Below are 23,286 nucleotides of genomic sequence, written 5' to 3' on the forward strand. Positions count from 1 at the left end.
GCATGGAGTTCGCCGACGTCGCCAGGGAGCTGTTGCTCGTCGCGCCGCAGGACTTCGTCGCCGAGCGCACCGCACGGCAGCGCGCGGTGCGGAAGGACGACAGTGCCCTCGCCACGGCGGTCGGGAAGCTCCGGAAGCCCGCCCCGGCCGCATGGGTGATCGACCTGCTCGCCCACGACGGTGCCCTCGACGACGCCGTCGACCTCGGACCGGCGCTCCGCAAGGCGCAGGCCGACGCCGACCCCGACGCGATCCGGACCCTCCGCCGGCAGCGCGCCGAGGTCGTCGACGCCCTCGCACAGGCCGGTGCGGACCTGGCGTCCGACGCCGGACACCCCGTCACCCCGGCGGTGCTCGAGCAGGTCCGATCGACGATCGAGGCGGCGATGGCGGACCCGCACGCCGGCGCGGCCGTCCGGTCGGGGCTGCTCGTGACGGCGCTCGAGAGCGTGGGGTTCGACGCGGTCGACCTCGACGGGGCGCTCGCGGATCCGGACGCGGTGCCCGATGCCTGGTCCGGCAGCGATGCCCCACCCATCCCCATCTCCCAGGCGAGGGGTGCGCGGGAGGCGAGCCGTGCCTCCAGGCCCGCGCAGCGCGACGCTCCGGAACCGGACGCCGATCCCGAACCGAAGCGCGACCCGGCTGCCGACCGGGAGGCCGCGCGCCAGGCCGAGACCGCAGCGCGCACGGAGTCCCGCGATGCCGACGCCGCACTCGACACCGCCGAGGCCGATCTCGAACAGGCGGAGGAGCGCCGCGCGGAGCTCCAGCGTGCCCTCGAGCAGGCCGAGGCCGAGATCACCCGGCTCGAGGCAGCCCGCGACGACGCTGAGGCGGCGAGCGACCGGGCGCGCGACGTCCTCCACGCCGCGCAGGAGCACCGGCGGGAGGTCGGCCGCTGAGCCGTCCGGCGCGACCTCATCACCTCGGATGAAAAGCGGCCGCACGGCTCGGTCCCCGTCCGGCGAGGCCCATACGCTCGCGTCATGACCTCCCTCCTCCGCCGGTACCGGCACCTGCTGGCCCCCGCCGCCGGCGCCGTGTACCTCGTGCTCTGGATCGTCGCCGAAGCCGGACGCGCGGGGCTCGCCGACCACGTCGTCGTGGTGTCGGCCTTCGCCGTCGCCATCGGCCTCGCCGCGTGGATGCCCGCGACCGCGCTCGGACTGGTCGTCGGCATCCCGCTCCTGCAGGCGGCCCGGCTGCTCACCCGACCGACCGACACGACCTGGCCGGAGTACCTGGCGATCGCGATCGTCGTCGGCATCGTCGGCGCCGGTCGGTCCGACCTGCTCCGCTACGTGGCGGTCCCCGTGCTCCTGCTCGCGAGTGCGGCAGCTGCCTGGGCGATGGCGGTCCCGACCGCTGCCGACCAGGACGTCTGGGGCAGCTGGGTGGGGAACTCCGGCGGGACCCGTTCCGACCTCGTCACGATCACCTTCGCGTTCGTCGGGGTCAGCGGTGTCGCCTGGGCGGTCGGCGTGGCCATCGGTGCCGCGTGGCGGATCGGCCTCGCGCGGGTCCGGGTGGTCGAGGCGCAACGCCGCACCGAGGTGACCACCACCGAACTCCGGGCCGAGCAGGACCGCGCGCGGATCGCCCGCGACGTGCACGACTCGCTCGCCCACTCACTGGCCGTCGTCGTGTCCCAGGCCCAGGGTGCCGCGGCCATCGCCGTGCGGGACGAACACGCCGCCCGGGCGCTGCAGGACATCGCCGACGTGAGCCGCTCGGCACTGGGTGACGTCCGGTCCCTGGTGGAACGCATCCAGGCGAGCGACGACGCCGACCGCCACGGGCTGTTCGACGTCCCCGACCTGGTCGAGGACATGCGGGAGCTCGGGATGACCGCGACGTTCGAGGAGCACGGCGCCGGACTCCTGCCCGCGGGCAGTGCCAGCGCGGTGCACCGGATCGTGCAGGAGAGCCTGACGAACGTGCTGAAGCACCAGGGGCGGACAGCGACGGCCCGGGTGGCGCTCGATTGGCGCGGCCCGGGGCTCGGCGTCGTCGTGACGTCACGGGGGACCGAACCCCTCGTCGAGCTCGACGGTGTCGGGTCCGGTGTCGCCGGGATGCAGGAGCGTGCCCGACTGGCCGGCGGCTGGCTGCGTGCCGGTGTCGGCGACACCCCGGACGAGTGGGTCGTCACCGCGTGGCTGCCGACGACCGCCGCCGTGCCGACCACGGCGACGGTGGACACCGACACCGACACTGAGGCCGGCACCGACACCGAGGCCGTCCTGCCGGAGCACGTCCGATGAGCGCCGTCCGCGTCGCCGTCGTCGACGACCAGCGGCTGTTCGCCACCGGGATGCAGATGCTCGTCGACGCCCAGGACGACATGACCTGCGTCGGGACCGCCGGTGACGGTGCCGCCGCCCTCGAGCTCTGCGCCGCCGAACACCCCGACGTGCTGCTGCTCGACCTGCGGATGCCGGTCATGAACGGCATCGAGGCCCTGACGCGGCTCGCCGCGTCGACCCAGGACCGCCCGCGGGTCGTCGCGCTCACGACCATCCGCCGCGACGACGCCGTCCTCGCAGCACTCCGCGCCGGAGCCGCCGCGTTCCTGACGAAGGACGCCCTGCCCGACGTCGTCACCGCGACCATCCGCGACGTGCACGCGGGCCGACCGGCCCCGACCGAAGCCGAGGCGCTGGACCTGCTGCGCGCCCAGGGCACCCCGGCCGTCACCGATCGGCGCGACGAGGTCCTCGACGCGTTGACTGCCCGCGAGCGCGAGGTCTTCCTGCTCGTCGCGAAGGGGCTCAGCAACGCCGAGATCGCCGAGTCGGTCTTCCTGAGCGACGCCACCGTGAAGACCCACGTCCGCGCCGTCCTGACGAAGCTCGGACTCCGGAACCGGATCCAGGTCGTCATCACCGCACACGAACGCGGCCTCGTCCGCGCCTAGGGGGGAACCATGCAGATCACGAACCGCGTCGCGAAGACCGGCACCCTCGTCGTCGTCCTCGCCGGACTTGCCACCGCCGTCGTCCACGGGCTGCCCGAACGCGCCGACGTCGCGGTCGCACCCACCGTCGAACAGGACAGCACGGCGTGGGCGATGCCGCTCGACGCCTTCGTCGCACCGGCCTCGTCGAAGACCACGTACGCGGAGAACCTCGTGGCTGAGCCCTGCCTGCGGAAGGCCGGCCTCGACGACCCGGCTCCCTGGGCGACCGCGGCCGGGCTGCAGGCCGACGACGACGCGGCCGACACCGCCGCCCGGGCGAACCCCGCACCCGCACTCGCGACCACCCGGCCCCTCACCACGGCGCTCGCCGAGGCCCGCGGCTACCACGGGCCGTCCGTCGCCGGTGCGAACCAGGAGGGCATGCGGAAGTGGGGGTACGACCCAGACCGCCAGGCCGCGTTCGCCGCGCTCCCGGACGACGTGGCCGCCCGCTGCTGGAAGGCGGCCCGGAAGACGCTCGGCACCACGCTGCGCGGCACCGAGCAGACCGCGTCCGAACTCGCCCAGCGCCTGACGTACCTGGCGGCGCTGGACGCACGCCAGGACGACCCGGTCCGCACCGCCGCGGCCGGGTGGCGCACCTGCATGGCGCCGTCCGGTGTGCCGGACCTGCCGGAGGGTCCGGAGGGCATGCCGACCCCCTCGATGCACGTCAGCGCCCGTGACGGCGACCAGGTCGTCCTGTTCTCGGACGATCCGGGGAAGGCCGAGGTCGCCGTCGCCGAACGGGACGTCGCGTGCCAGGAGTCAACCGGCTACCGCAGCGCGCTGTACGCGGCGGAGTGGGAACGGCTGCTGCACCTCACCGCGACCGACGCGGCCGCGCTCCGGAAGGGTTCGACGCGGCAGCCGCAGGTGGACGCCCGCCTCGACCGGGTGATCGCGCGGCTCGCGCCGGCGGCACCGACGGACGTCGACTGACGCGGCGGTCGCGGGGAGCGGTCGTGGGGGGAGCGCCCCGCGCCCGCCGCGTGGGGACGACGGACGGGAGGCCCGTGGCAGGACTGCCACGGGCCTCCCGTCCGTCCCGGTGCGCGTCCGGATCGTGACGCGCGACACGCCCGGACGGCCCTGCTAGACTCAGTCCCTGACTTCGGCGAGGGCTGCGTACGCGCGGCCGTGATCGACGCGGTGGGATACCCGGCAAGACCCTGGGATCGTTCCTCACGCGTGCACGCGTTCGAGTTGCAACACCACAGACCCCCACGATGCCGGCACCCCGGCGTCGTCCCCGACACCAGGAGGCACCATGGCCGACTACACCAAGCTCGCAGCGGAAGTCCGCACCAAGTTCGGCAAGGGCGCTGCTCGCAAGCTCCGCGCGGCCGACAAGATCCCCGCGGTCGTCTACGGCCACGGCACCGAGCCGAAGCACATCTCGCTGCCCGGTCACGAGACCATGCTGCTCGTCCGTACCGCCAACGCGGTCGTCGACCTCGACATCGAGGGCGCTGCGCAGCTCGCCCTCGTCAAGGACGTCCAGCGTGACCCGGTGCGCCAGATCATCGAGCACATCGACCTCGTGGTCCTCCGCCGCGGCGAGAAGGTCACGGTCGACGTGCCCGTCGTCATCGAGGGCGAGTCGTTCTCCGGCACCATCCACGTGCAGGACCTCAACACGATCTCGCTGCTCGTGCTCGCCACCGACATCCCGGAGCACGTCTCCGTGAACGTCGAGGGCCTCGAGGACGGCGTGCAGATCCACGCCGCGCAGCTCGAGCTCCCCGAGGGCGCCGAGCTCGAGACCGACCCCGAGGCGCTGGTCGTCGCGATCGTCACCCCGCGTGGCACCGCTGACGACGACGCTGCCGACGAGGCCTCGGCCGAGGCCGGCGCCGAGTCGGGTGCCGAGGGCGCCGCGGACTCCGAGTAACACCCCTTCGAAGACATCTGGTCGACGCTGTGACGGATCGAATCCTCGTGGTGGTCGGGCTCGGGAACCCCGGGCCCGACTACGCCGGCAACCGCCACAACGTCGGCCAGATGGTCCTCGACGAACTCGCCTCCCGCATGGGAGCGACGTTCAAGAAGCACAAGACGCCGAACCAGGTCGCCGAGGGGCGCCTGGTGCCCGGCGGCACCCGACTCGTGCTGGCGAAGCCCGGGTCGTTCATGAACACCTCGGGCGGACCGGTCTCCTCGGTGCTCGGGTTCTACAGCGCCACCCCGGCCGACCTCGTCGTCGTGCACGACGAGCTCGACCTGCCGTTCGACACCGTCCGCCTGAAGGGCAGTGGCGGGCACGGCGGGCACAACGGGCTGCGCGACATCATCAAGGCCACCGGGACGAACGAGTTCATGCGCGTCCGGGTCGGCATCGGGCGTCCCCCCGGTCGGCAGGACCCGGCCGACTACGTGCTGCGTGACTTCTCCACAGCCGAGAAGAAGACGCTGCCGATCCTGCTGGCCGACGCGGCCGACGCGGTAGAAGCGATCGCCGAGGTCGGGCTGCTCGCCGCACAGCAGCGCGTGCACGCTCCGTCCTGAGCGCTCCGTGCCGGGCGTCGGCGCTGTTCGCCCGTCGCGCACGTCGCGGCCGGTGTCGGTGGCGGCCGGTACCATCTCCTGAGTGACGATCTCGGGCATCATCCCTGCGCTCTCGCGCGCCTCCGCCTTCGATCGCGTGCTGCGCGCCGCACCGCGCGACGCCGACTTCTCCGTCGTGGACGGCCTGCGCGTGCCGCTGCTCGGCGCGCTGCTCGCCGAGCGCAACGGCCCGCAGTGCGTCCTCGTCATCACGGCGACCGGGCGTGAGGCCGAGGCGGTCCGCGAAGCGTTCGGCAGCTACGTCCCCGATGCCGACGTGCTCGAGTTCCCGGCGTGGGAGACCCTGCCGCACGAACGCCTCAGCCCGAGTGCCCAGACCGTCGGCACGCGCATCGCGACGCTCCGGAAGCTCGCGGCGTGGCAGGCGGCGGACCCGGCCGAGCGTCGCCAGACCATCGTGGTCGCGAGCGTCCGAGCCGCGCTGCAGCCGATCGCGAGCAACCTGACGTCCCTGGCGCCCGTGGTGCTGCGGACCGACTCGCGGGGCAACGACCTGGCGGCGATCGCGTCCCAGCTCGTGGACCTCGCCTACTCGCGCGTCGACCTCGTCACCCGCCGTGGTGAGTTCGCGGTGCGCGGTGGCATCCTCGACGTCTTCCCGCCGACGGCCGACCACCCGGCACGCGTCGACTTCTTCGGCGACGAGATCGAGGCGATCAAGGCGTTCTCCGTCGCCGACCAGCGCACGACCGAGGACGACCTCGGCTCGGTCGAGCTGACCGCCTCGCGCGAACTCCTGCTCAGCGACGACGTCCGGCAGCGGGCGCGCGAGATGCTGCACGAGTTCCCGAACCTGTCCCAGATGCTCGCGAAGATCGCCGAGGGCATCCCGGTCGAGGGCATGGAGTCCCTCGCCCCGGCGCTCGTGCAGGACCTCGTGCCGATGACCTCCTACCTGCCGGACGACGCCACCATCGCGGTGTTCTCGCCCGAGCGGGTGAACGGCCGGGCGAACAGCCTCGCCGAGACGAACACCGAGTTCCTGCAGGCGGCCTGGAGTGCAGCGGTCGCCGGTGCCCAGGCCCCGATCGACCTCGACGCGGGCAACTTCCTGACCGTGCAGCAGCTCAAGAACACCCGGGGGCAGCGCACCTGGTGGACGGTGTCGCCGTTCGACTCCGGCCTCGACGAAGGGGACACCGAGCGCGTCCTCACCGACGCCGAGGCCGCTGCCGAGGCCGGCGAGTACATCCGCGTCCGGGCCGAGGCCGTCCCGAGCTTCGCCGGCAGCGCCGACGGGGCGATCGCGCACGTCAAGTCGCTGACCGATGACGGTTGGGCCGTCGTGGTGACCGCGCAGGGCCAGGGCCTCGTCGAGCGTGCGGTGCAGGTGCTCGCCGACGCCGGGGTCGCCGCCCGTGCCGCAGCGGTCGACGCGCCGCCCGAGCCCGGGTTCGCCGTCGTGACGACCGCGACCGTCGAGCACGGCTTCGCGATCCCCGACCCCCGCATCGCGGTCCTGAGCGAGGCGGAGTTCTACGGCCGCAGCGTCCAGCAGGGCGCCCGCACCGTCAAGAAGCTCGCGAGCCGCCGCAAGAACGTCGTCGACCCGCTGCAGCTCAAGCCGGGCGACGTCGTCGTGCACGCGACCCACGGCATCGGCAAGTTCGTCGAGCTCGTCAGCCGCGAGGTCTCCAGCGGTGGCCGGAACGCCGTGAAGACGCAGCGCGAGTACCTCGTGCTCGAGTACGCGCCGTCGAAGCGCAACTACCCGGGCGACAAGCTCTTCGTGCCGACCGACCAGCTCGACCAGCTGTCGCGCTACGTCGGTGGCGAGTCCCCGACCCTGTCGAAGATGGGCGGATCGGACTGGTCCGCCGCCAAGTCGAAGGCCCGCAAGGCCGTCCGCGACATCGCCGTCGACCTGGTCAAGCTGTACTCGGCGCGGATGGCGTCGAAGGGGCACGCGTTCGGTCCGGACACCCCGTGGCAGCGCGAGCTGGAAGAGGCGTTCCCGTTCGCCGAGACCGCCGACCAGCTCACCACGATCGACGAGATCAAGCGCGACATGGAACGCCCGATCCCGATGGACCGCCTGCTGTCCGGCGACGTCGGTTACGGCAAGACCGAGGTCGCGATCCGTGCCGCGTTCAAGGCCGTGCAGGACGGCAAGCAGGTCGTCATGCTCGTCCCGACGACCCTGCTCGTCCGCCAGCACATGGAGACGTTCCAGGAGCGCTTCGCCGGGTTCCCCGTGCACCTGCGGGCCCTGAGCCGGTTCCAGACCGAGAAGGAGTCGAAGGAGACGATCGCCGGGCTCGCCGACGGCACGGTCGACATCGTCATCGCGACCCACCGGATCCTGTCGCAGGGCATCACCTTCAAGGACGTCGGGCTCGTCATCATCGACGAGGAACAGCGGTTCGGCGTCGAGCACAAGGACCAGCTCAAGAAGTTCAAGACGAACGTCGACGTCCTGGCGATGTCGGCGACCCCGATCCCGCGCTCGCTCGAGATGGCGGTCACGGGCATCCGCGAGATGTCGACCCTGGCCACCCCGCCCGAGGACCGCCACCCGATCCTGACCTTCGTCGGCCCGCAGTCCGACCTGCAGGTGGCGGCGGCGATCCGCCGCGAGCTGCTGCGCGAGGGCCAGGTGTTCTACGTGCACAACCGGGTGAAGGACATCCAGTCGGTCGCCGCGCACCTGGCCGAGATCGTGCCGGACGCCCGCATCGCCGTGGCGCACGGGCAGATGTCGGAGACCGCCCTCGAGCAGGTCATGGTCGACTTCTGGGAGCGCCGCTTCGACGTCCTCGTCTCGACGACGATCATCGAGACCGGCCTGGACATCGCGAACGCGAACACGCTCATCATCGACAAGGCGGACAAGTACGGCCTGTCGCAGCTGCACCAGCTGCGTGGTCGTGTCGGCCGCGGGCGGGAGCGCGGGTACGCGTACTTCCTCTACGACTCCGAGAAGCCGCTGTCCGAGACCGCGCAGGACCGCCTCGAGACCATCGCCGCGAACAACGAGCTCGGCGCGGGCATGCAGGTCGCCATGAAGGACCTCGAGATCCGCGGGGCCGGCAACCTGCTCGGCGGGGAGCAGTCCGGCCACATCGCGGGCGTCGGGTTCGACCTGTACCTGCGGATGATCGGCGAGGCGGTGTCGCAGTTCCGCGGCGACGTCGCCGAGGGGCAGACCGAGCTCCGGCTCGAGATCCCCGTCGACGCGCACATCCCCGAGGACTACGTCGAGTCCGAGCGACTCCGGCTCGAGGCGTACCAGAAGCTCTCGGCGGCCTCGGCCCCGACGGCCCAGCCGAACGCGATCGACATGGTGCTCGACGAGCTCACCGACCGCTACGGGCAGCCGCCGCAGGCCGTGCAGACCCTGGTCGAGGTCTCCCGCCTCCGTCGCATGGCGCAGCAGGTCGGCCTGTCCGACGTCGTGGTCATGGGCTCGAACCTGCGGGTCGCCGGCAAGGAGCTCGCCGACTCGTCGCAGGTGCGCCTGAAGCGCATGTTCCCGGGTGCGCGCTGGTTCCCACAGCAGAACGCGACGAGCATCCCGATGCCGCGTCCGCACGACCAGGCGCTGCCGGACGACGCCCTCATCCAGTGGGTGGAGAGCATCCTCACCGCCGTCTACGGGGCGACGACCCCGGCCGAGGCGCCGGCTGCGTAGACGCGAGCGGAGACGGCCTGGAGGCACGGTGCGGGCCCGCACCGTGCCTCCAGGCCGTCCGTGGCCACGTCCACGGCGCGCACGCCGTCCGCGACGATCCACGCGTCGAACGACGCGTGGCCTGTCGTGGCGCGGGTGTGAACCCCGGCCCGCGAGCCGCTACTCGGTGTCCTCGGCCTCGGACAGCTCGCGGCGCGCGCGGTACGCCCGCGCCCGCAGGGTGACGACGACCGCCGACGCGACGATGGCGATGCCCGAGCCGACGAGCACGGCGAGGACGCCCTCGTCGAGGATCTCCTCGTTGCGGGCGAACGCCAGCTCGTTCATGAGCAGCGACACCGTGAACCCGATGCCGCCGAGCACGCCGACGGTGATGATCGAGAAGAACGACAGCGACGAGCGGCCGGGCGAGCGGAAGATCCGCGTGGCGATCGTGCCGAACAGCGTGATGCCGATCACCTTGCCGACCGGCAGCGCGAGGACGACCGCCCAGAACGTGGGAGAGAGCTCGCTGATGCCGACCGAGGGGATGATGACGGCGGCCGACGCGAACGCGAACACCGGCAGGACGATGGCGTTCGACCACGGCTCGACGTTCTCGTGCAGGGTGTGGCCCGGGCGGCGGGGCAGCACGAGCCCGAGGGCGACGCCGGCGATCGTGGCGTGCACACCGGAGTGGTAGACGAGCCACCAGGTCAGGAGCCCGACCACGACCATCGCCACGATGATCAACGTCTGCCCGCTGCGCCCCGGACGGAGCATCCGGCCGAGCAGCCAGAACACCGCGAGGGTGACGACAGCGCCCGCGAGGGCCAGGAAGTCGGTGTCGTGCGCGAACACCACGGCGATGATGATGATTGCGATGAGGTCGTCGAGCACGGCCAGCGCGAGCAGGAACACCCGGATGCCGCTCGGCAGCCCGCGACCGAACATGGCGAGCACCCCGAGCGCGAACGCGATGTCCGTCGCCGTCGGGATCGGCCAACCGTGCGTGTACTGCGTGCCCGCGGTGACGAGCAGGAAGATGCCGGCCGGGACGAGCACGCCGCCGACCGCCGCGATGGCGGGGATGATCGCGGTCTTGGGGTTCGACAGCTCGCCGTCGACGAGTTCCTGCTTGAGCTCGATCGCGACGAGCAGGAAGAACACCGCGAGCAGGCCGTCGCTGATCCAGTGCGCGATCGACAGGTCGAGGCCCAGAGCACCGAGCGGCAGGTGCGCGTCGAGCAGCCGTTCGAGGCCGGGGCCGATCGGGGAGTTCGCCACGACCAGGCCGAGCACGGCGGCGGTGAGGAGCGCGATGGCGCTGAAGCGGGGGGAGCGGACGAGGGACGACATGGATCTCCGTCTCGAGGGGTCGGGTGAGTGTCCGTCGACCAGACTTCCCGACACACCACGACCAGTCTACGCGGGTGGCACGATGACGTGATGACCGCCGTACCGGACCTCGTGACCGTCGTCGAACGCCTGCTCGCCGAGGACGGTGGGTGCGTCTGGAACCGGGCGCAGACCCACGCCTCGCTCGCGCGCTACGCCGTCGAGGAGTCGTACGAACTCGTCGACGCCATCGACGACGGCGACCCGGACGACGTCCGCGAGGAACTCGGCGACCTGCTCTACCAGGTGGTCCTGCACGCGGGGATCGCCGCCCGGGCGGGGGACTTCACCCTCGAAGACGTCGCCGCCGGGGTCCGGGACAAGATGACCAGGCGGCACCCGCACGTGTTCGGCGACGAGACGGCGGACACCGTCGAGGACGTCGTGCGGGTCTGGCGTGCGGCCAAGGCGGCCGAGAAGGCGAGTCGGCGGAGTGCGTTCGACGGGGTGCCGCGGGCGATGCCGCCGCTGGAGCGCGCGGTGAAGCTGCTGGAACGCCTGGAGGAACGTGGGGACGCCGACGCGGTCGTCGCGTCCGTCGTCGGGGCCGGTTCCGGCGTCGGCCCGGAGGCCCGTGGTGCGTCCGCCGCGCCCGCTGCGTCCGCCGCGCCCGCTGCGGACGACGGGGTGGGGACGGTCGACGCCGAGTGGGGGCGAGCGGTGCTCGGGGAGGTCGCGGCTGCGGCGGGACGCGGGGTGGACGCGGTCGCGAGTCTGCGTGCCGCGGTGTCGGCGCTCGAGGAGGCCGGTCGGGCTGCGGAGTGATCCCCGGTCGGGAGATCGCTACGGGCAGGGGAGAACGGGCGCCCTCCCAACCCGAAAAAGAGAGGGCGCCCGTGAGCGGGCGTCGGCTCCACCAGGGAGAGGGGCCGACAGGGAAGCCCGCTCGAACCGCGGGACGCACTGCAGCACGTCGCCCCGCGAATCGGTCCGGAGCATGGATCAGGCACGATCCGGACCGAGGTTCTGCATGCAGTATGCCAGTGGGTCGGCAGGCGCGCAACCCGGAGACGCCCGTCTGCCAGAATTGACCGCATGGCAACGACCGTGACGGCACCCCGTGGCATGCGTGACTTCCTCCCGGCGGACAAGGCCCGGCGCGAGCACGTGCTCGGTGTCGTGCGGGACGTCTACTCGCGGCACGGTTTCGACGAGATCGAGACCCCGGTGGTGGAGGACGCCGCGCGGCTGCACTCCGGGCTCGGCGGTGACAACGAGAAGCTGGCGTTCGCGGTGATGAAGCGCGGGCTGACGACCGAGGACCTGCAGGCGGCCGAAGCGCCGCTGGACCTCGCCGACCTCGGTCTCCGGTTCGACCTGACGGTCCCGCTGGCCCGGTTCTACGCCTCGCACCGTGCGGAGCTGCCGTCGGTGTTCCGGTCCGTGCAGATCGCGCCGGTCTGGCGTGCCGAGCGCCCGCAGAAGGGCCGCTACCGCCAGTTCGTGCAGTGCGACATCGACATCCTGGGGGAGCCCGGGCAGCTCGCCGAGATCGAGCTCATCCGCGCGACGACCGCGGCCCTCGACGCCCTCGGGGTCCGCGGCACGACGATCCGGATCAACGACCGCCGGATCCTGCTGGCGCTCCTCGCGTCGTGGGGGATCACCGAGCCCGCAGCCGCCGACCGCGCGCTCATCACGATCGACAAGCTCGACAAGATCGGTGCGGACGGCGTCGCGGCGGAACTCCGCAGCACCGTGGGCGCCGACCTGCCCGGGCTCGAGGACACCATCCGTGCGCTCGAGGCCGCCGACTGGACGTCGGTCGAGGGGGCGCCGTGGCTCGACGCCGAGGCCTTCGCCGACCTGCTCCGCCTGCGCGAGGCGCTCCCAGGGGTGGATCTGCGCTTCGACCCGACGCTCGTGCGCGGCATGGGCTACTACACGGGCACGATCTTCGAGGTCGCGCACCCCGACTTCGGCTACAGCCTCGGTGGCGGCGGCCGGTACGACGGCATGATCGGCCGGTTCCTCGGCCAGGACGTCCCCGCGGTCGGGTTCTCGCTCGGGTTCGAGCGGCTCGTCGACCTCGTGACCCTCCCGGAGTCCGCCGAGGCCGACGCCGTCGTGCTCGTGTACGACAAGGACGTCGATCCGGTCCGGCTCGCCGCGCTGAAGACCGAGGCGCTGCTGTCCCACCGACGCGTCCGGCTCGAGCGCCGCACGAAGAACACCAAGAACCTGCTCGCCGGCCTCGCCGCCCAGGGCTTCACGGCGTTCGCGACCGTCTCGGCGGACACCGCGTCGCTCGAGGGCGTCGAGTTCCGCCCGCTCGACTGAGCACCCAGTCCTCGTTCCAGCACGGACTCGTCCACAGCGGGGCGTCACGGCCGACGTCGTGTTCACCTCCGCTCGCTAGGATCGACACCGCAATCACCACAACCAATGTGTAGGGAGTACCCCGTGGCCCTGATCGATGCCGTAGGCGCACGCGAAGTCCTCGATTCCCGAGGCAACCCGACGGTCGAGGTCGAGGTCCTCCTCGACGACGGCGTCGTGTCCCGCGCGCTCGTCCCGTCCGGTGCATCCACCGGCGCGTTCGAGGCGTACGAGCTGCGCGACGGCGACGCCTCGCGCTACGGCGGCAAGGGCGTCCTCAAGGCCGTCGACGCCGTCCTCGACGAGATCGGCCCGGCGCTCGAGGGCTTCGACGCCACCGACCAGCGCCTCGTCGACGCCGCGCTCATCGAGCTCGACGGAACCGAGAACAAGTCCCGCCTCGGCGCGAACGCGATCCTCGGCGCCTCGCTCGCCGTGGCCCGTGCCGCAGCCGACTCGGTCGACCTGCCGCTCTTCCGCTACCTCGGCGGCCCGAACGCGCACACGCTGCCCGTCCCGCTGATGAACGTCGTCAACGGTGGTGCCCACGCGGACACCAACGTCGACATCCAGGAGTTCTTCCTGGTGCCCTACGGCGCCGAGTCCTTCTCCGAGGCGCTCCGCTGGGGCGTCGAGACCTACCACGCCCTCAAGGGCGAGCTGAAGAAGCAGGGCCTGGCCACCGGCCTCGGCGACGAGGGCGGCTTCGCGCCGGAGCTCGCGTCGAACCGCGCGGCGCTCGACTTCCTGCTCACCGCGATCGAGAAGGCCGGCTACACGCCCGGCAAGGACATCGCCGTCGGCCTCGACGTCGCGTCCACTGAGTTCTTCTCGGACGGCAAGTACCAGTTCGAGGGCAAGCAGCTCTCGAGCCAGGAGTTCACCTCCTACTTCGCCGAGCTCGTCGCGAACTACCCCCTCGTCACCATCGAGGACCCGCTGGCCGAGGACGACTGGGAGGGCTGGTCGCACCTGACCGCCGAGCTCGGCGACAAGGTCCAGATCGTCGGCGACGACCTGTTCGTCACCAACCCGAAGCGTCTGCAGCGGGGCATCGACGAGAAGGCCGCGAACTCGATCCTCGTCAAGGTCAACCAGATCGGCACGCTCACCGAGACCCTCGACGCGGTCTCGCTCGCGCACCGTCACGGCCTGACCTCGATCCTGTCGCACCGCTCCGGCGAGACCGAGGACACCACGATCGCGGACATCGCGGTCGCGGTCGACGGTGGTCAGATCAAGACCGGCGCCCCGGCCCGCTCGGACCGCGTCGCGAAGTACAACCAGCTGCTCCGCATCGAGGAAGAGCTCGGCGACGCCGCGGTGTACGCCGGTCGCTCGGCCTTCCCGCGCGCCGCGTCGCTGTAACCAGCCGCTCAGCAGTACCCGCACCACCGAGACGCCGTCCTCCTCCAGGAGGACGGCGTCTCGTCGTCTGTGCCGCCCCGGAGTGCCGAGCGGTCGGGACGTGCCGCGCGCGCTGCGTCGAGTGGTCGCGAGTCGTCGGCTGGCCCGGGCCCGGCCGACAGGACGTGACCACCGGACGTGCGTCGGGCGGTGTGTGGTGACCACTCCGGCTGCGGGACGGAGGGGGCGGGCCGGAGCCGTGTCTCCCGGCTGCCTCGATCGGACCCGGACCCGCCCGCCGTCGGCGTGACGCCGTCGTGTCAGCCTGACGCCGCGAAGTCCGTGAGACGCCGCCGAATCCGGAGGCGTCTCGAGGAGACGACGGCGTCTTCTGCTGGGCAGCACCGTGGGACGCGAGACGCTGGGAGGGCGCCGAACGGCCGCGTGCCGGGCGGCCCGACCGACCGTGCCGGGTTATCGTCGGACCGTGCCCAGCCAGAAGCCCCGCGTCCGCCGCGTCCCCGTGGCGATGCCCGACGGCAGCACACCCGCGCAGCCCTGGTACCGCTCGATCCACTTCTCCGGGTTCAGCCTGCTCATGCTCGCGATCATCGTGCTCTTCGTGGTGGTGCTCGCGCCGTCGCTCCGGACGCTCATCCAGCAGCAGGAGCAGATCGCCCAGCAGCAGCAGGAGGTCGCGAGCCAGAAGGCCGACGTCACGCAGAAGAAGCAGGACGTCGCACGCTGGGATGACCCGGCGTACATCGAGGCGCAGGCCCGCGACCGACTGCTCTACGTGTACCCGGGCGAGGAGAGCTACCTCGTGATGGGCACCGAGGACAAGCGGGCCGAGAAGACCCCCACCACCGACTCCGGCACCCCCGTGAGTGCGAAGGTGCAGACGCCCAAGGTCGACTGGGTGCAGGCGATGCTCTCGTCGGTGCTGCAGTCCGGGCTCACCGACGAGCGTGCCGCCGACCTCGTCGCCCCCGACGTCTCCGGCACGGGCGACAGCAAGTAGTCCCGGACCGCAGGGCGCGGAGCCGTCCGGCCCGACGGTGCGAGGGGTTCCGCTTCTCCGGTAGGCTCACGTTCCCGTGACGACCCCTCCCTTCGACCCGCCCTCCGACCGCGACGTCCAGGTCGTGTCGGCGCAGCTCGGCCGACCGGCACGTGACGTCATCGGGATCGCGGCACGCTGCGTCTGTGGCAACCCCACCGTCGTCTCCACGAAGCCCCGCCTGTCGAACGGCACCCCGTTCCCGACGTTTTACTACCTGTGCCACCCCGCGGCCACCGCTGCGGTCAGCACCCTCGAGGCCAACCAGGTGATGCCCGAGCTGGCAGCCCTGCTCGAGGACCCCGAAGTCGCCGCGCAGTACCGCGCGGCCCACGAGTCCTACCTGGCCGATCGCGAGTCGATCGAACACGTCGACGAGATCGACGGCATCAGCGCCGGTGGCATGCCCACCCGCGTGAAGTGCCTGCACGCCCTCGTCGGCCACGCCCTCGCCGCCGGACCCGGCGTCAACCCCATCGGCGACCTCGCGCTCGAGCGCGCGGACTGGTCGCCCTCCCGGTGTGAGTGCCGGGCGTATGATGACGGTGCAGACGCTGGAGTCGGGGCGGGTGGCGGCGAAGTCTGACCCGACTCCCGCACACCCCCATCCAAGGAGATCATCCCCCGTGCCCAAGATCCTCGTCGTCGGCGGCGGTTACGCCGGTTTCTACACCGCATGGAAGCTCGAGAAGCACCTTCGCCAGGGCGAAGCCGAGGTCGTCATGGTGGACCCGCTGCCGTACATGACGTACCAGCCGTTCCTGCCCGAGGTCGCCGCCGGTTCCATCGAGCCGCGTCACGCGGTCGTCGCGCACCGTCGTCACCTCAAGAAGACCCGCGTCGTCACGGCGAAGGTCACCAAGGTCGACCACGCCACCAAGACGGCGACGATCACCCCGACCGAGGGCGAGGCGTGGGAAGAGTCCTACGACCAGATCGTCATGACGGCCGGCGCGGTGTCCCGCACGTTCCCGATCCCGGGCGTCGCGGACGAGGCCATCGGCCTGAAGACCATCGAGGAAGCCGCGTCGATCCGTGACCGCATCCTCAGCAACTTCCACAAGGCGGCGAACCTGCCGGCCGGTCCCGAGCGCGACCGCCTGCTCACCGTCGTCGTCGTCGGTGGTGGCTTCGCCGGCATCGAGGTGTTCGCCGAGCTCCGCTCCTTCGTCACCGACCTGCTGAAGAGCCACCCGCAGCTGTCCTTCGACGACACGCACTTCCACCTGGTCGAGGCGATGGGCCGCATCATGCCCGAGGTCTCCCTCGAGACCTCGCACTGGGTGCTCAAGAACCTCGCCGAGCGTGGCGCGACCGTGCACCTCGAGACCCAGCTGGCCTCGGCCGTGGGTGGCGTCTGCGAGCTCAAGACGAGCGACGGCGCGATCGAGACCATCCCGTCCGACCTCATCATCTGGACCGCCGGTGTCATGGCGAACCCGATGGTCAAGGGCACCGACTTCCCGCTCGAGCAGCGTGGCCGCATCCGCGTGCAGCCCGACCTGCGCGTGGTGGACGACAACGGCGTGATCGCCGACGCATGGGCCTGCGGCGACGTCGCAGCCGTGCCGGACCTGACCGGTGGCGGTGTCGGCGGGTTCTGCGTGCCGAACGCCCAGCACGCCGTGCGCCAGGCCAAGCAGCTCGCGAAGAACGTCGTCGCGACCATCCGTGGCGAGGCGACGACCGACTACAAGCACGAGAACCTCGGCGCCGTCGCGGGTCTCGGCCTGGGCACCGGTGTGTTCCAGTCCGGCAAGTTCGCCATGAAGGGCTTCCTGGCCTGGGGCGCCCACCGCGGCTACCACGGCCTGGCCATGCCGTCGTGGGAGCGCAAGTGGCGCGTCATCGGCGACTGGGTCGGTGGCTTCTTCCTGGGCCGCGACATCGTGTCGCTCGACGACCGCGAGACCCCGCGCGCCGCGTTCGAGGCGTTCGCGTCCCGTCCGAAGCCCGCTGCCGAGGCCCCGGCCGCGCCCGCCGCAGCCTCGGCTCCGGAAGAGGGCAAGGTCGCCGGTGCCGCCGGCCCCGTCTACGGCGAGCCCGCGAAGGACGTCTCCAACGCCCCCGAGCCGGTGACGGCCCCGGCCGACGCCAAGTAGCAACGCTCGTCACGAAGGCGGTCACCTGCGAAGGGTGGCCGCCTTCGTGCATCGGTAGGCTGTTGCGGCCCGCCCCCGTGGCCCAATCGGTAGAGGCACGCGACTTAAAATCGCTGAGTTGTGGGTTCGAGTCCCACCGGGGGTACCGCCGAGGCTCTGGCGCGGCGCCCGCCGCGTGGCGCCCGCCGCGTGCCGCTGCGAAAGCGACAGAACTCTGCGAACAGTTCGCGTCGTTCTGTCGCTCCGGCCGCACAGTCCGAGCGATGGTCCTGCCATCTGTCGCTTCGACGGTGGGATCGGGTCGCCCTGGGCATCGGACTGGAGGCGCGGGACCGGCCCGCCACGTGCCTCCCGGCCCGCGGACCGTCGCCTTCCCACGAAGACGGCGCGACTGCACGACCGGCTCGCCGCCCAGTAGCATCGACGATCGTGGTCGGACTCGGAAGCGCACTCGCCAACCTGCAGAACGCCCTCCGCCGACCGGAGGCCCACGTCGAGGTCGTCGACGGCGAGAGCGTCCCGGTCGGCATGCTCCTCGGCACCCTCGGAGCCCTGCTCCTGGACGCCGGCAGCTCCGTCACCGACGTCCGGTCGGCGCTCGAGAAGGCCCGGGACGCCGCCGGGGTCGGACCGACGCTCGCGATCGGCGTCCTGCCCGCCCTGGTGATGGTGAGCGAGGTCTCGACGGGCGCTGCCACCATCGTCAACGCCGAGGGCGTCGAACTGTCCTCCCGCCAGGCCGCGCGCGCCAACCGCGTCGTGCTCGGGCTCGAGAGCGGCTCCATCGCCCTCGCCGAGATCCCCGCCCGCGTCCGGGCCATCCGGGCCGGCACCGTCCCGCCGCCCGCGCTGCCGTGGATCCTCGGCAACGCCCTGACCTCCGCCGGCCTGGCCGTCGTCTTCCGCTGCCCCTGGTGGGCGATCGTCCTGGCGCTCGTCGTCGGCGGCCTGGTCGGCGTGATCGGACTGGTCCTCCGGCGCTTCCGCGAGGCCGTGGCGATCATCCCGTTCCTGGCCGCGTTCGTGTCGACGGCGATCGTCGGCCTGGTCGCCGCGGGCACCGGGTTCGAGCAGGTCCCGCTCTTCGCGGTCTGCGCCCCGGTGGCGGTGTTCGTCCCCGGCGCGCTCATCACCAACGCGTTGCTCGAACTCACCGCCGCGGACATCGTCACCGGGTCGTCGCGCCTGGTGCAGGGGCTCATCATGCTCGGCTTCATGGCCGCCGGCATCGCGTCCGGCAGCGCCCTGACCGGGTTGCACGTCGACCCGTCGTCGGCCGCGCTCGTCGGCGAGGTCGCGGGGGTCGGCACCGACCTGGCCGGCTGGGAGTCCGTGCCCGCGTACTGGGTGTCGTGGGTGGCCGTCGTGGTGCTCGCGGTCGGGCTCGGTCTGGTGTTCCGGTCCGGGTGGCGCCTGACGCTCGTGTCGGTGGCGGTCATGGTCACCGCCTACGCCGTGGTGAGCACGACGACGCCGCTCTGGGGCAGCGTCGTCGCGACCGGGGCCGCAGCGGCGCTGCTGTTCGTCGCGACCCGGTTGCTCGAGCGGCTCGTGCCGGCGATCCCGGCGACGGTGTCGTTCTTCCCGGCGTTCCTGCTGCTCGTGCCGGGGACGGTCGGGCTGGTGGCGGTGGCCACCTTCGACCCGGAGGCGCTCGCGACACCGCTCGCGACCTTCGTCAGCCTGTGCATCGGGACGAAGATCGGCGGGCTCCTGCCCGGCCTCTTCGCCCGCAATGCGCCCCGGCGCGCGGTGGACGCGACCAGCTGACGGACGGGAGGCCCGTGGCGGCCCCGCCACGGGCCTCCAGGCCGTCACCGGCCGGCTACCGGGCCCGCTACGGCTCGATCAGCCGGCCCGCTGCCTGGTCCGCCGCGGCCGTGTCCTTCGCCAGGTAGTGCACCTTCTTGCCGGTGGCGTTGTAGGGGACGTCCGTGACGAAGCGGTACCGCCGCGGGCGCTTGTACCGGGCGAGGCCCGGGTGGGAGCCGGTCCACTCCTCGAGCACGGCCGCTGCCTCGGCGTCGTCGGCCGGCAGCCGGTCGCCGGCACGGACGACGTACGCCGTGACGACCTCGCCCCACCGCGGGTCCGGCACGCCCACCACGATGGAGTCGGCGACCCCGGGGTGCTCCTGCAGCACGGCCTCGACCTGGACGGGGTGCACGTTCTCGCCGCCGGAGATGACCATGTCGTCCTTGCGGCCCACGATCGTCACCCGCTCGTGCTCGTCCCACGTGGCGAGGTCGCCGGGGTAGAACCAGCCGTTCGCGAACTTCTCGGCCTCGAGCCCGGGGTTCCGGTACGAGTAGCCGGACTTCACGGTGCGCACGGCGAACTCGCCGATCTCGGTGCCGTCCTTCGCCACCGTGTCGGTCGGGTCGGCCAGACGGTCCTCGTGCACGCGGACGACGGCGACGTCGTCGTCGGTCGATGCGCGACCGGTGGACCCGGCGCCGTCCGGGAAGTCCTCGGGGCGCAGGAACGTGTTCCAGAAGGTCTCGGTGGTGCCGTAGCCGTTGAAGATCCGGGGCGACAGCAGCTCCTGGTACCGCAGTGCCGCGGCACGGTCGAGCGGCGCGCCCATCGTGACGATGCCGTTGAGGCTCGACAGGTCCCGCGCCCGGCGTTCCTGCGCGTCGGCGAGCTGCACCAGGTTCGGCGGGGCGCCGATCAGGAACGTCAGGCGCTCGGACTCGACCAGGTCGAGCACGCGGTCGGCGTCGAAGTGGCGCAGCGTCGTGAGTTCCGCGCCGACGTAGAACACCGGGTTCGGGCCGCCCGAGTACAGGCCGCCACGGTGGAACAGCGGTGACATGTTGAGCGTCTTGTCGAACGGACTGAGCGGGAAGTGCATGACCACGTCGTGCGCGCTGAGCACCTCGACCAGGCTCGGCAGCGGGACGGGCTTCGGCCGACCGGTGGTGCCCGAGGTGTAGAGCCGGGTGGACTCGTCGTAGGTGCTGCGCGGGCCGATCGCCGCGAGTTCCTCGGGGGAGACGGGATCGGACGCGAGCAGCTCGGCGAACCGGTCGTGGTCGCCGCCGACCGGGACGACGTGGTCCGGCCGGTGCGGCGAGGACTCGATCGCAGCGGCGATCGCACTCGTCCGCTCGGTGTCGTGCACGAGGACGGCGGGTGCGGAGTCCTCGATGATGAACGCGACCTCGTCCGGTGCGAGCCGGAAGTTCGTCGGCGAGAACACCGCGCCGATGCGGTGGCAGGCCAGGTAGAGCATCGCGAACTCGGGTGTGTTGAACAGCTCGACCATCACGACGGAACCCCGTCCGCCACCGTGCCGGACGAGCCACCCGGCGATCCGGTCGACGGTGTCGCCGAGCTCGGCGTAGGTCCACGAGCGGTCCGTCTCCGGCTCGCGCAGCGCGGGTCGGCCGGCGAAGCGGTGGGTGTTGCGGGCGAAGCCGTTCGCGTAGGTGAAGCTGCCCTCGAACACCTCGCGGAAGCGCGTCGCGTCGTAGTCGGACCGGGTGTCGGTGCGGGGTCCCGGGTCGGGTCGGGTGTCGGTCATCATCGCTCCTGCCGCGGTCGTGCGGTGCACACCGTCGGTGCTGCGCGGGCACCGGTCGCGCGGCACTGCTGCACCGCTGGTCCGGTGCGGCGTCGGTCGTCCGTGCGGGACGGCGAGCGTCCTCCGTGCGGTGCGACCAGCACCGATCGTCACACTAGCCCGCTGTCCGCGAACCGGCCCGGAAGTGCGTCTTCTGTCCGACGGGCGGTGCGGTGCGCCGCTCTGGAGGCCCGGCGCGGGTCAGACGCGGGCCGCGCGCCGGTCGGTGCGCAGCCAGACCAGGGCCGCGATCGCGGCCGCCACGCAGGCCGCGGCGATGCCGATGAGCAGGGCCGGTGCGGCGTGCGTGCCGGTCGTCCCCGAGTAGACCGCGGTTGTCAGCGCGACGGCGACCACCGCGAGCGCGACGTACCGACCGCGGGAGGCGGCGAGCAGCGCGCTGCCGGCGGACCCCGCGACGGGCAGCAGGGTCGCGACCACGGCACCGAGGCCGCCGACGCACAGCGTGATGGCGAACTCCGAACCGAGTGACACCCAGAAGCCACCGCCCGCGAGCAGGCTGTGCAGCACCCAGCCGGCCGCGGCGAGTCCGAGCAGCGCCAGCACCCGCCAGGTCGCACCCCGGGCGCTCGCGGCGATCCCGGTACCGAGGCGGAGCGGTCCGGTCCCCAGTCCGGGGCGGACGGACGGCACGAGGACGACCCCGACGATGAGTGCGGGGGACAGGTCCGCCGCGCGGGTGACGCCGCACGCCACGAGGGCTGCGAGCACGAGCCACGGCGACACCCGGAACCCGATGGTGCGGTGGTCGCTGCCGGCTGCCCACCGCGTGGCGAACACGACGGCGGCGGTCAGGACCCCGGTCCCGGCGAGGACGGCGATCGCCAGACGGGCGTACCGGGCCTCGAGCTCGACGCCCACCCCGAGCAGGGTGCACAGCGCCGCGACGGACACCGCGATCGTGATCGACGCCCAGGTCGGCAGGACGTCGTCGCCGCCGGTGCGGTCCGACCGCGAGCGGTTGCGTCCCAGCAGCCCGGCGAACGGCGAGCGGAGGCGACCCCGGGTGACCGCGGCCACGAGGGCGAGCGGCGCGGCGATCAGCAGGAGGAACCCGGCGGCGACGGCGGTGGCGACCAGGACGGTCCGCCACGAGAACGCGGTCTGGATGGTCGGGACGGTGCGGTCGTACGTCGTCGCCGCGGTCCAGTCGCCGGCGGGGCCGGACCAGTCGGGGTGGCCTCCGGCGCTGCCGACGCCGGCCGGGGTGCTGCCGGTGCCGTCGCTGGGGCCGTTGCCGTTGCCGGTGCCTGCTGCGCCGCCGTCCTCATTGCCGTTGCCGCCGTTGCCGCCGTCGCCGCCGTGGCCGGCGGCGTTCGTGCCGTCGCCGTTGCCGTTGCCGTGGCTGGTCGCGCCGGGGGTGCCCGTCGTCACGCCGGATCCCGGCGTCGACGTGCCCGGCGTCCCCGGGGTGTCCGTGGCGCCCGGGGTCGGTGTGGCGGTCGGGGCCGTGGTGGTGGACCACACCGTGACCCGGACGGCGGCCGACGACCGGGAGTAGTTGCCGGCGACGTCGTGCTGCGTCGCGGTGAGCTGGTGCCCGCCGGCGCGCAGCGTCGACCCCGCGGTGGAGCACGACCACGAGGCGTCCGACGCGACCACCACGCCGCACACCGGCGCACGGTCGACGTACACGGTCACGCGGGCGCCCGGCTCGCCGGTCCCGGCCACCGTCGTCGAGCGGGTGCCGATCCGTTGGCCGTCGTCCGGTGTCGTGATGCGCGGGGCAGCGGGCGCCGTGCGGTCGACCGTGATCGTCACGGGAGCGGAGCCGGCGCTCCGCAGGTCCGACCGGTAGCCGCGCGCCGTGCTGGCGGTCTGCGACGCGGTGACGGTGAACCGGCCGTCGGCGAGCGACCCGAGGGCGGCCACCCACCGGCCGTCCGCACCGACCCGGGCGGTCTGCTGGGCCGAGGAGCCGGACACCGACAGCAGCACCGTCGATCCGGGGTACCCCGTGCCGGAGACCGTGCCGCCGGTGGGCCCGGAGGCTGCCAGGGTCGGCGGGACGATGACGTCCGAGGCCGGTGCACTCGCGACGGGCAGTGCGGCGACGAGGTCGCGCACCGTGAAGACCTGTTGCGGGCCGGAGCGGACGGTGCCGAGGCAGGCCCAGGAACCGTTCGGGTCCACCCGGGTCGTGCACCCGGACGAACCCGTCGCGGCCGGGCCGGTCACCCGGACGGTGTGCCCGGGGGTGCCCGTGCCGTGGAAGCGCGTCGTCCCCGTCGTGACGTCACCCGGGTCGGCGATGGTGGGCCGAACGGCGGGACGCGTGGGGGTGGGCGTCGGGGCGCCCGGCCGGCCGGGGCTCGGCGGAGCGATCTCGCT

17 protein-coding genes and 1 tRNA gene are annotated in these 23,286 nt (G+C 72.5%); 15 read left to right on the forward strand and 3 right to left on the reverse strand.

The window, feature by feature from the left end; genetic code table 11:
- Positions 1-2 precede the first annotated feature (2 nt).
- The 7 genes from DEJ04_RS13855 (at position 3) to mfd (ending at position 9,161) form a co-directional block, all read left to right on the forward strand.
- Positions 3-905 (forward strand): hypothetical protein, encoded by a 903-nt coding sequence (locus DEJ04_RS13855; protein ID WP_111047449.1) that lies wholly within the window; start codon positions 3-5, stop codon positions 903-905.
- Positions 906-989: 84 nt separating this feature from the next.
- Positions 990-2,267, forward strand: coding sequence for a sensor histidine kinase (locus DEJ04_RS13860; protein WP_111047450.1), 1,278 nt, complete (start codon positions 990-992; stop codon positions 2,265-2,267).
- A complete protein-coding gene (locus DEJ04_RS13865; RefSeq protein ID WP_111047451.1) occupies positions 2,264-2,920 on the forward strand; it encodes a response regulator transcription factor in 657 nt (218 codons plus the stop codon). Before DEJ04_RS13860 ends, DEJ04_RS13865 begins: the two co-directional genes overlap by 4 nt.
- A gap of 9 nt (positions 2,921-2,929) precedes the next feature.
- The gene (locus DEJ04_RS13870; protein WP_111047452.1) at positions 2,930-3,904 is read left to right on the forward strand and encodes a hypothetical protein; all 975 of its coding nucleotides are present in this window, start codon (positions 2,930-2,932) and stop codon (positions 3,902-3,904) included.
- 328 nt (positions 3,905-4,232) lie between these two features.
- The gene (locus DEJ04_RS13875) at positions 4,233-4,856 is read left to right on the forward strand and encodes a 50S ribosomal protein L25/general stress protein Ctc (RefSeq protein WP_071405234.1); all 624 of its coding nucleotides are present in this window, start codon (positions 4,233-4,235) and stop codon (positions 4,854-4,856) included.
- Between the two features lie 29 nt (positions 4,857-4,885).
- A complete protein-coding gene (pth, locus tag DEJ04_RS13880) occupies positions 4,886-5,470 on the forward strand; it encodes an aminoacyl-tRNA hydrolase (RefSeq protein WP_111047453.1) in 585 nt (194 codons plus the stop codon).
- An 82-nt stretch (positions 5,471-5,552) separates the two neighbouring features.
- Positions 5,553-9,161 (forward strand): transcription-repair coupling factor, encoded by a 3,609-nt coding sequence (gene mfd / locus DEJ04_RS13885; protein ID WP_111047454.1) that lies wholly within the window; start codon positions 5,553-5,555, stop codon positions 9,159-9,161.
- Between the two features lie 159 nt (positions 9,162-9,320).
- Here mfd and nhaA read toward each other — a convergent pair whose 3' ends face one another.
- Complete coding sequence (nhaA, locus tag DEJ04_RS13890) at positions 9,321-10,499, reverse strand: Na+/H+ antiporter NhaA (RefSeq protein WP_110865048.1); 1,179 nt, start codon at positions 10,497-10,499, stop codon at positions 9,321-9,323.
- Positions 10,500-10,589: 90 nt separating this feature from the next.
- On the opposite strand from nhaA, the gene DEJ04_RS13895 reads away from it, so the two are divergent.
- The 8 genes from DEJ04_RS13895 (at position 10,590) to DEJ04_RS13930 (ending at position 19,136) form a co-directional block, all read left to right on the forward strand.
- The gene (locus tag DEJ04_RS13895) at positions 10,590-11,303 is read left to right on the forward strand and encodes a MazG family protein (protein ID WP_111047455.1); all 714 of its coding nucleotides are present in this window, start codon (positions 10,590-10,592) and stop codon (positions 11,301-11,303) included.
- Between the two features lie 270 nt (positions 11,304-11,573).
- Positions 11,574-12,818: a histidine--tRNA ligase gene (gene hisS, locus DEJ04_RS13900; RefSeq protein WP_111047456.1), complete on the forward strand. Its 1,245-nt coding sequence runs from the start codon at positions 11,574-11,576 to the stop codon at positions 12,816-12,818.
- Positions 12,819-12,941: 123 nt separating this feature from the next.
- Positions 12,942-14,225: a phosphopyruvate hydratase gene (gene eno, locus DEJ04_RS13905; RefSeq protein ID WP_027464494.1), complete on the forward strand. Its 1,284-nt coding sequence runs from the start codon at positions 12,942-12,944 to the stop codon at positions 14,223-14,225.
- Positions 14,226-14,691: 466 nt separating this feature from the next.
- Positions 14,692-15,225, forward strand: coding sequence for a septum formation initiator family protein (locus tag DEJ04_RS13910; RefSeq protein WP_111029598.1), 534 nt, complete (start codon positions 14,692-14,694; stop codon positions 15,223-15,225).
- Between the two features lie 76 nt (positions 15,226-15,301).
- Positions 15,302-15,850, forward strand: a complete 549-nt coding sequence (locus tag DEJ04_RS13915) for a DUF501 domain-containing protein (protein ID WP_071406119.1) — start codon at positions 15,302-15,304, stop codon at positions 15,848-15,850.
- A 40-nt stretch (positions 15,851-15,890) separates the two neighbouring features.
- Complete coding sequence (locus DEJ04_RS13920; RefSeq protein ID WP_111047457.1) at positions 15,891-17,366, forward strand: NAD(P)/FAD-dependent oxidoreductase; 1,476 nt, start codon at positions 15,891-15,893, stop codon at positions 17,364-17,366.
- Between the two features lie 71 nt (positions 17,367-17,437).
- Positions 17,438-17,511, forward strand: a tRNA-Leu gene (locus DEJ04_RS13925).
- A gap of 284 nt (positions 17,512-17,795) precedes the next feature.
- The gene (locus tag DEJ04_RS13930; RefSeq protein ID WP_027464496.1) at positions 17,796-19,136 is read left to right on the forward strand and encodes a threonine/serine exporter family protein; all 1,341 of its coding nucleotides are present in this window, start codon (positions 17,796-17,798) and stop codon (positions 19,134-19,136) included.
- Between the two features lie 67 nt (positions 19,137-19,203).
- Here DEJ04_RS13930 and DEJ04_RS13935 read toward each other — a convergent pair whose 3' ends face one another.
- Positions 19,204-20,895: a class I adenylate-forming enzyme family protein gene (locus tag DEJ04_RS13935; RefSeq protein WP_111047470.1), complete on the reverse strand. Its 1,692-nt coding sequence runs from the start codon at positions 20,893-20,895 to the stop codon at positions 19,204-19,206.
- A gap of 240 nt (positions 20,896-21,135) precedes the next feature.
- On the reverse strand, positions 21,136-23,286 hold a 2,151-nt coding region (locus tag DEJ04_RS18485; protein ID WP_111047458.1), incomplete at its 5' end, for an Ig-like domain-containing protein.

The sequence above is a fragment of the Curtobacterium sp. MCLR17_044 genome, from assembly GCF_003234435.1.
Taxonomy (GTDB): domain Bacteria; phylum Actinomycetota; class Actinomycetes; order Actinomycetales; family Microbacteriaceae; genus Curtobacterium; species Curtobacterium flaccumfaciens.

Coding starts and splice junctions, on each gene's coding strand:
- DEJ04_RS13855 (WP_111047449.1), top strand. CDS start 3: ATGGAGTTCGCCGACGTCGCCAGGGAGCTGTTGCTCGTCGCGCCGCAG.
- DEJ04_RS13860 (WP_111047450.1), top strand. CDS start 990: ATGACCTCCCTCCTCCGCCGGTACCGGCACCTGCTGGCCCCCGCCGCC.
- DEJ04_RS13865 (WP_111047451.1), top strand. CDS start 2,264: ATGAGCGCCGTCCGCGTCGCCGTCGTCGACGACCAGCGGCTGTTCGCC.
- DEJ04_RS13870 (WP_111047452.1), top strand. CDS start 2,930: ATGCAGATCACGAACCGCGTCGCGAAGACCGGCACCCTCGTCGTCGTC.
- DEJ04_RS13875 (WP_071405234.1), top strand. CDS start 4,233: ATGGCCGACTACACCAAGCTCGCAGCGGAAGTCCGCACCAAGTTCGGC.
- nhaA (WP_110865048.1), bottom strand. CDS start 10,499: ATGTCGTCCCTCGTCCGCTCCCCCCGCTTCAGCGCCATCGCGCTCCTC.
- DEJ04_RS13895 (WP_111047455.1), top strand. CDS start 10,590: ATGACCGCCGTACCGGACCTCGTGACCGTCGTCGAACGCCTGCTCGCC.
- hisS (WP_111047456.1), top strand. CDS start 11,574: ATGGCAACGACCGTGACGGCACCCCGTGGCATGCGTGACTTCCTCCCG.
- DEJ04_RS13935 (WP_111047470.1), bottom strand. CDS start 20,895: ATGACCGACACCCGACCCGACCCGGGACCCCGCACCGACACCCGGTCC.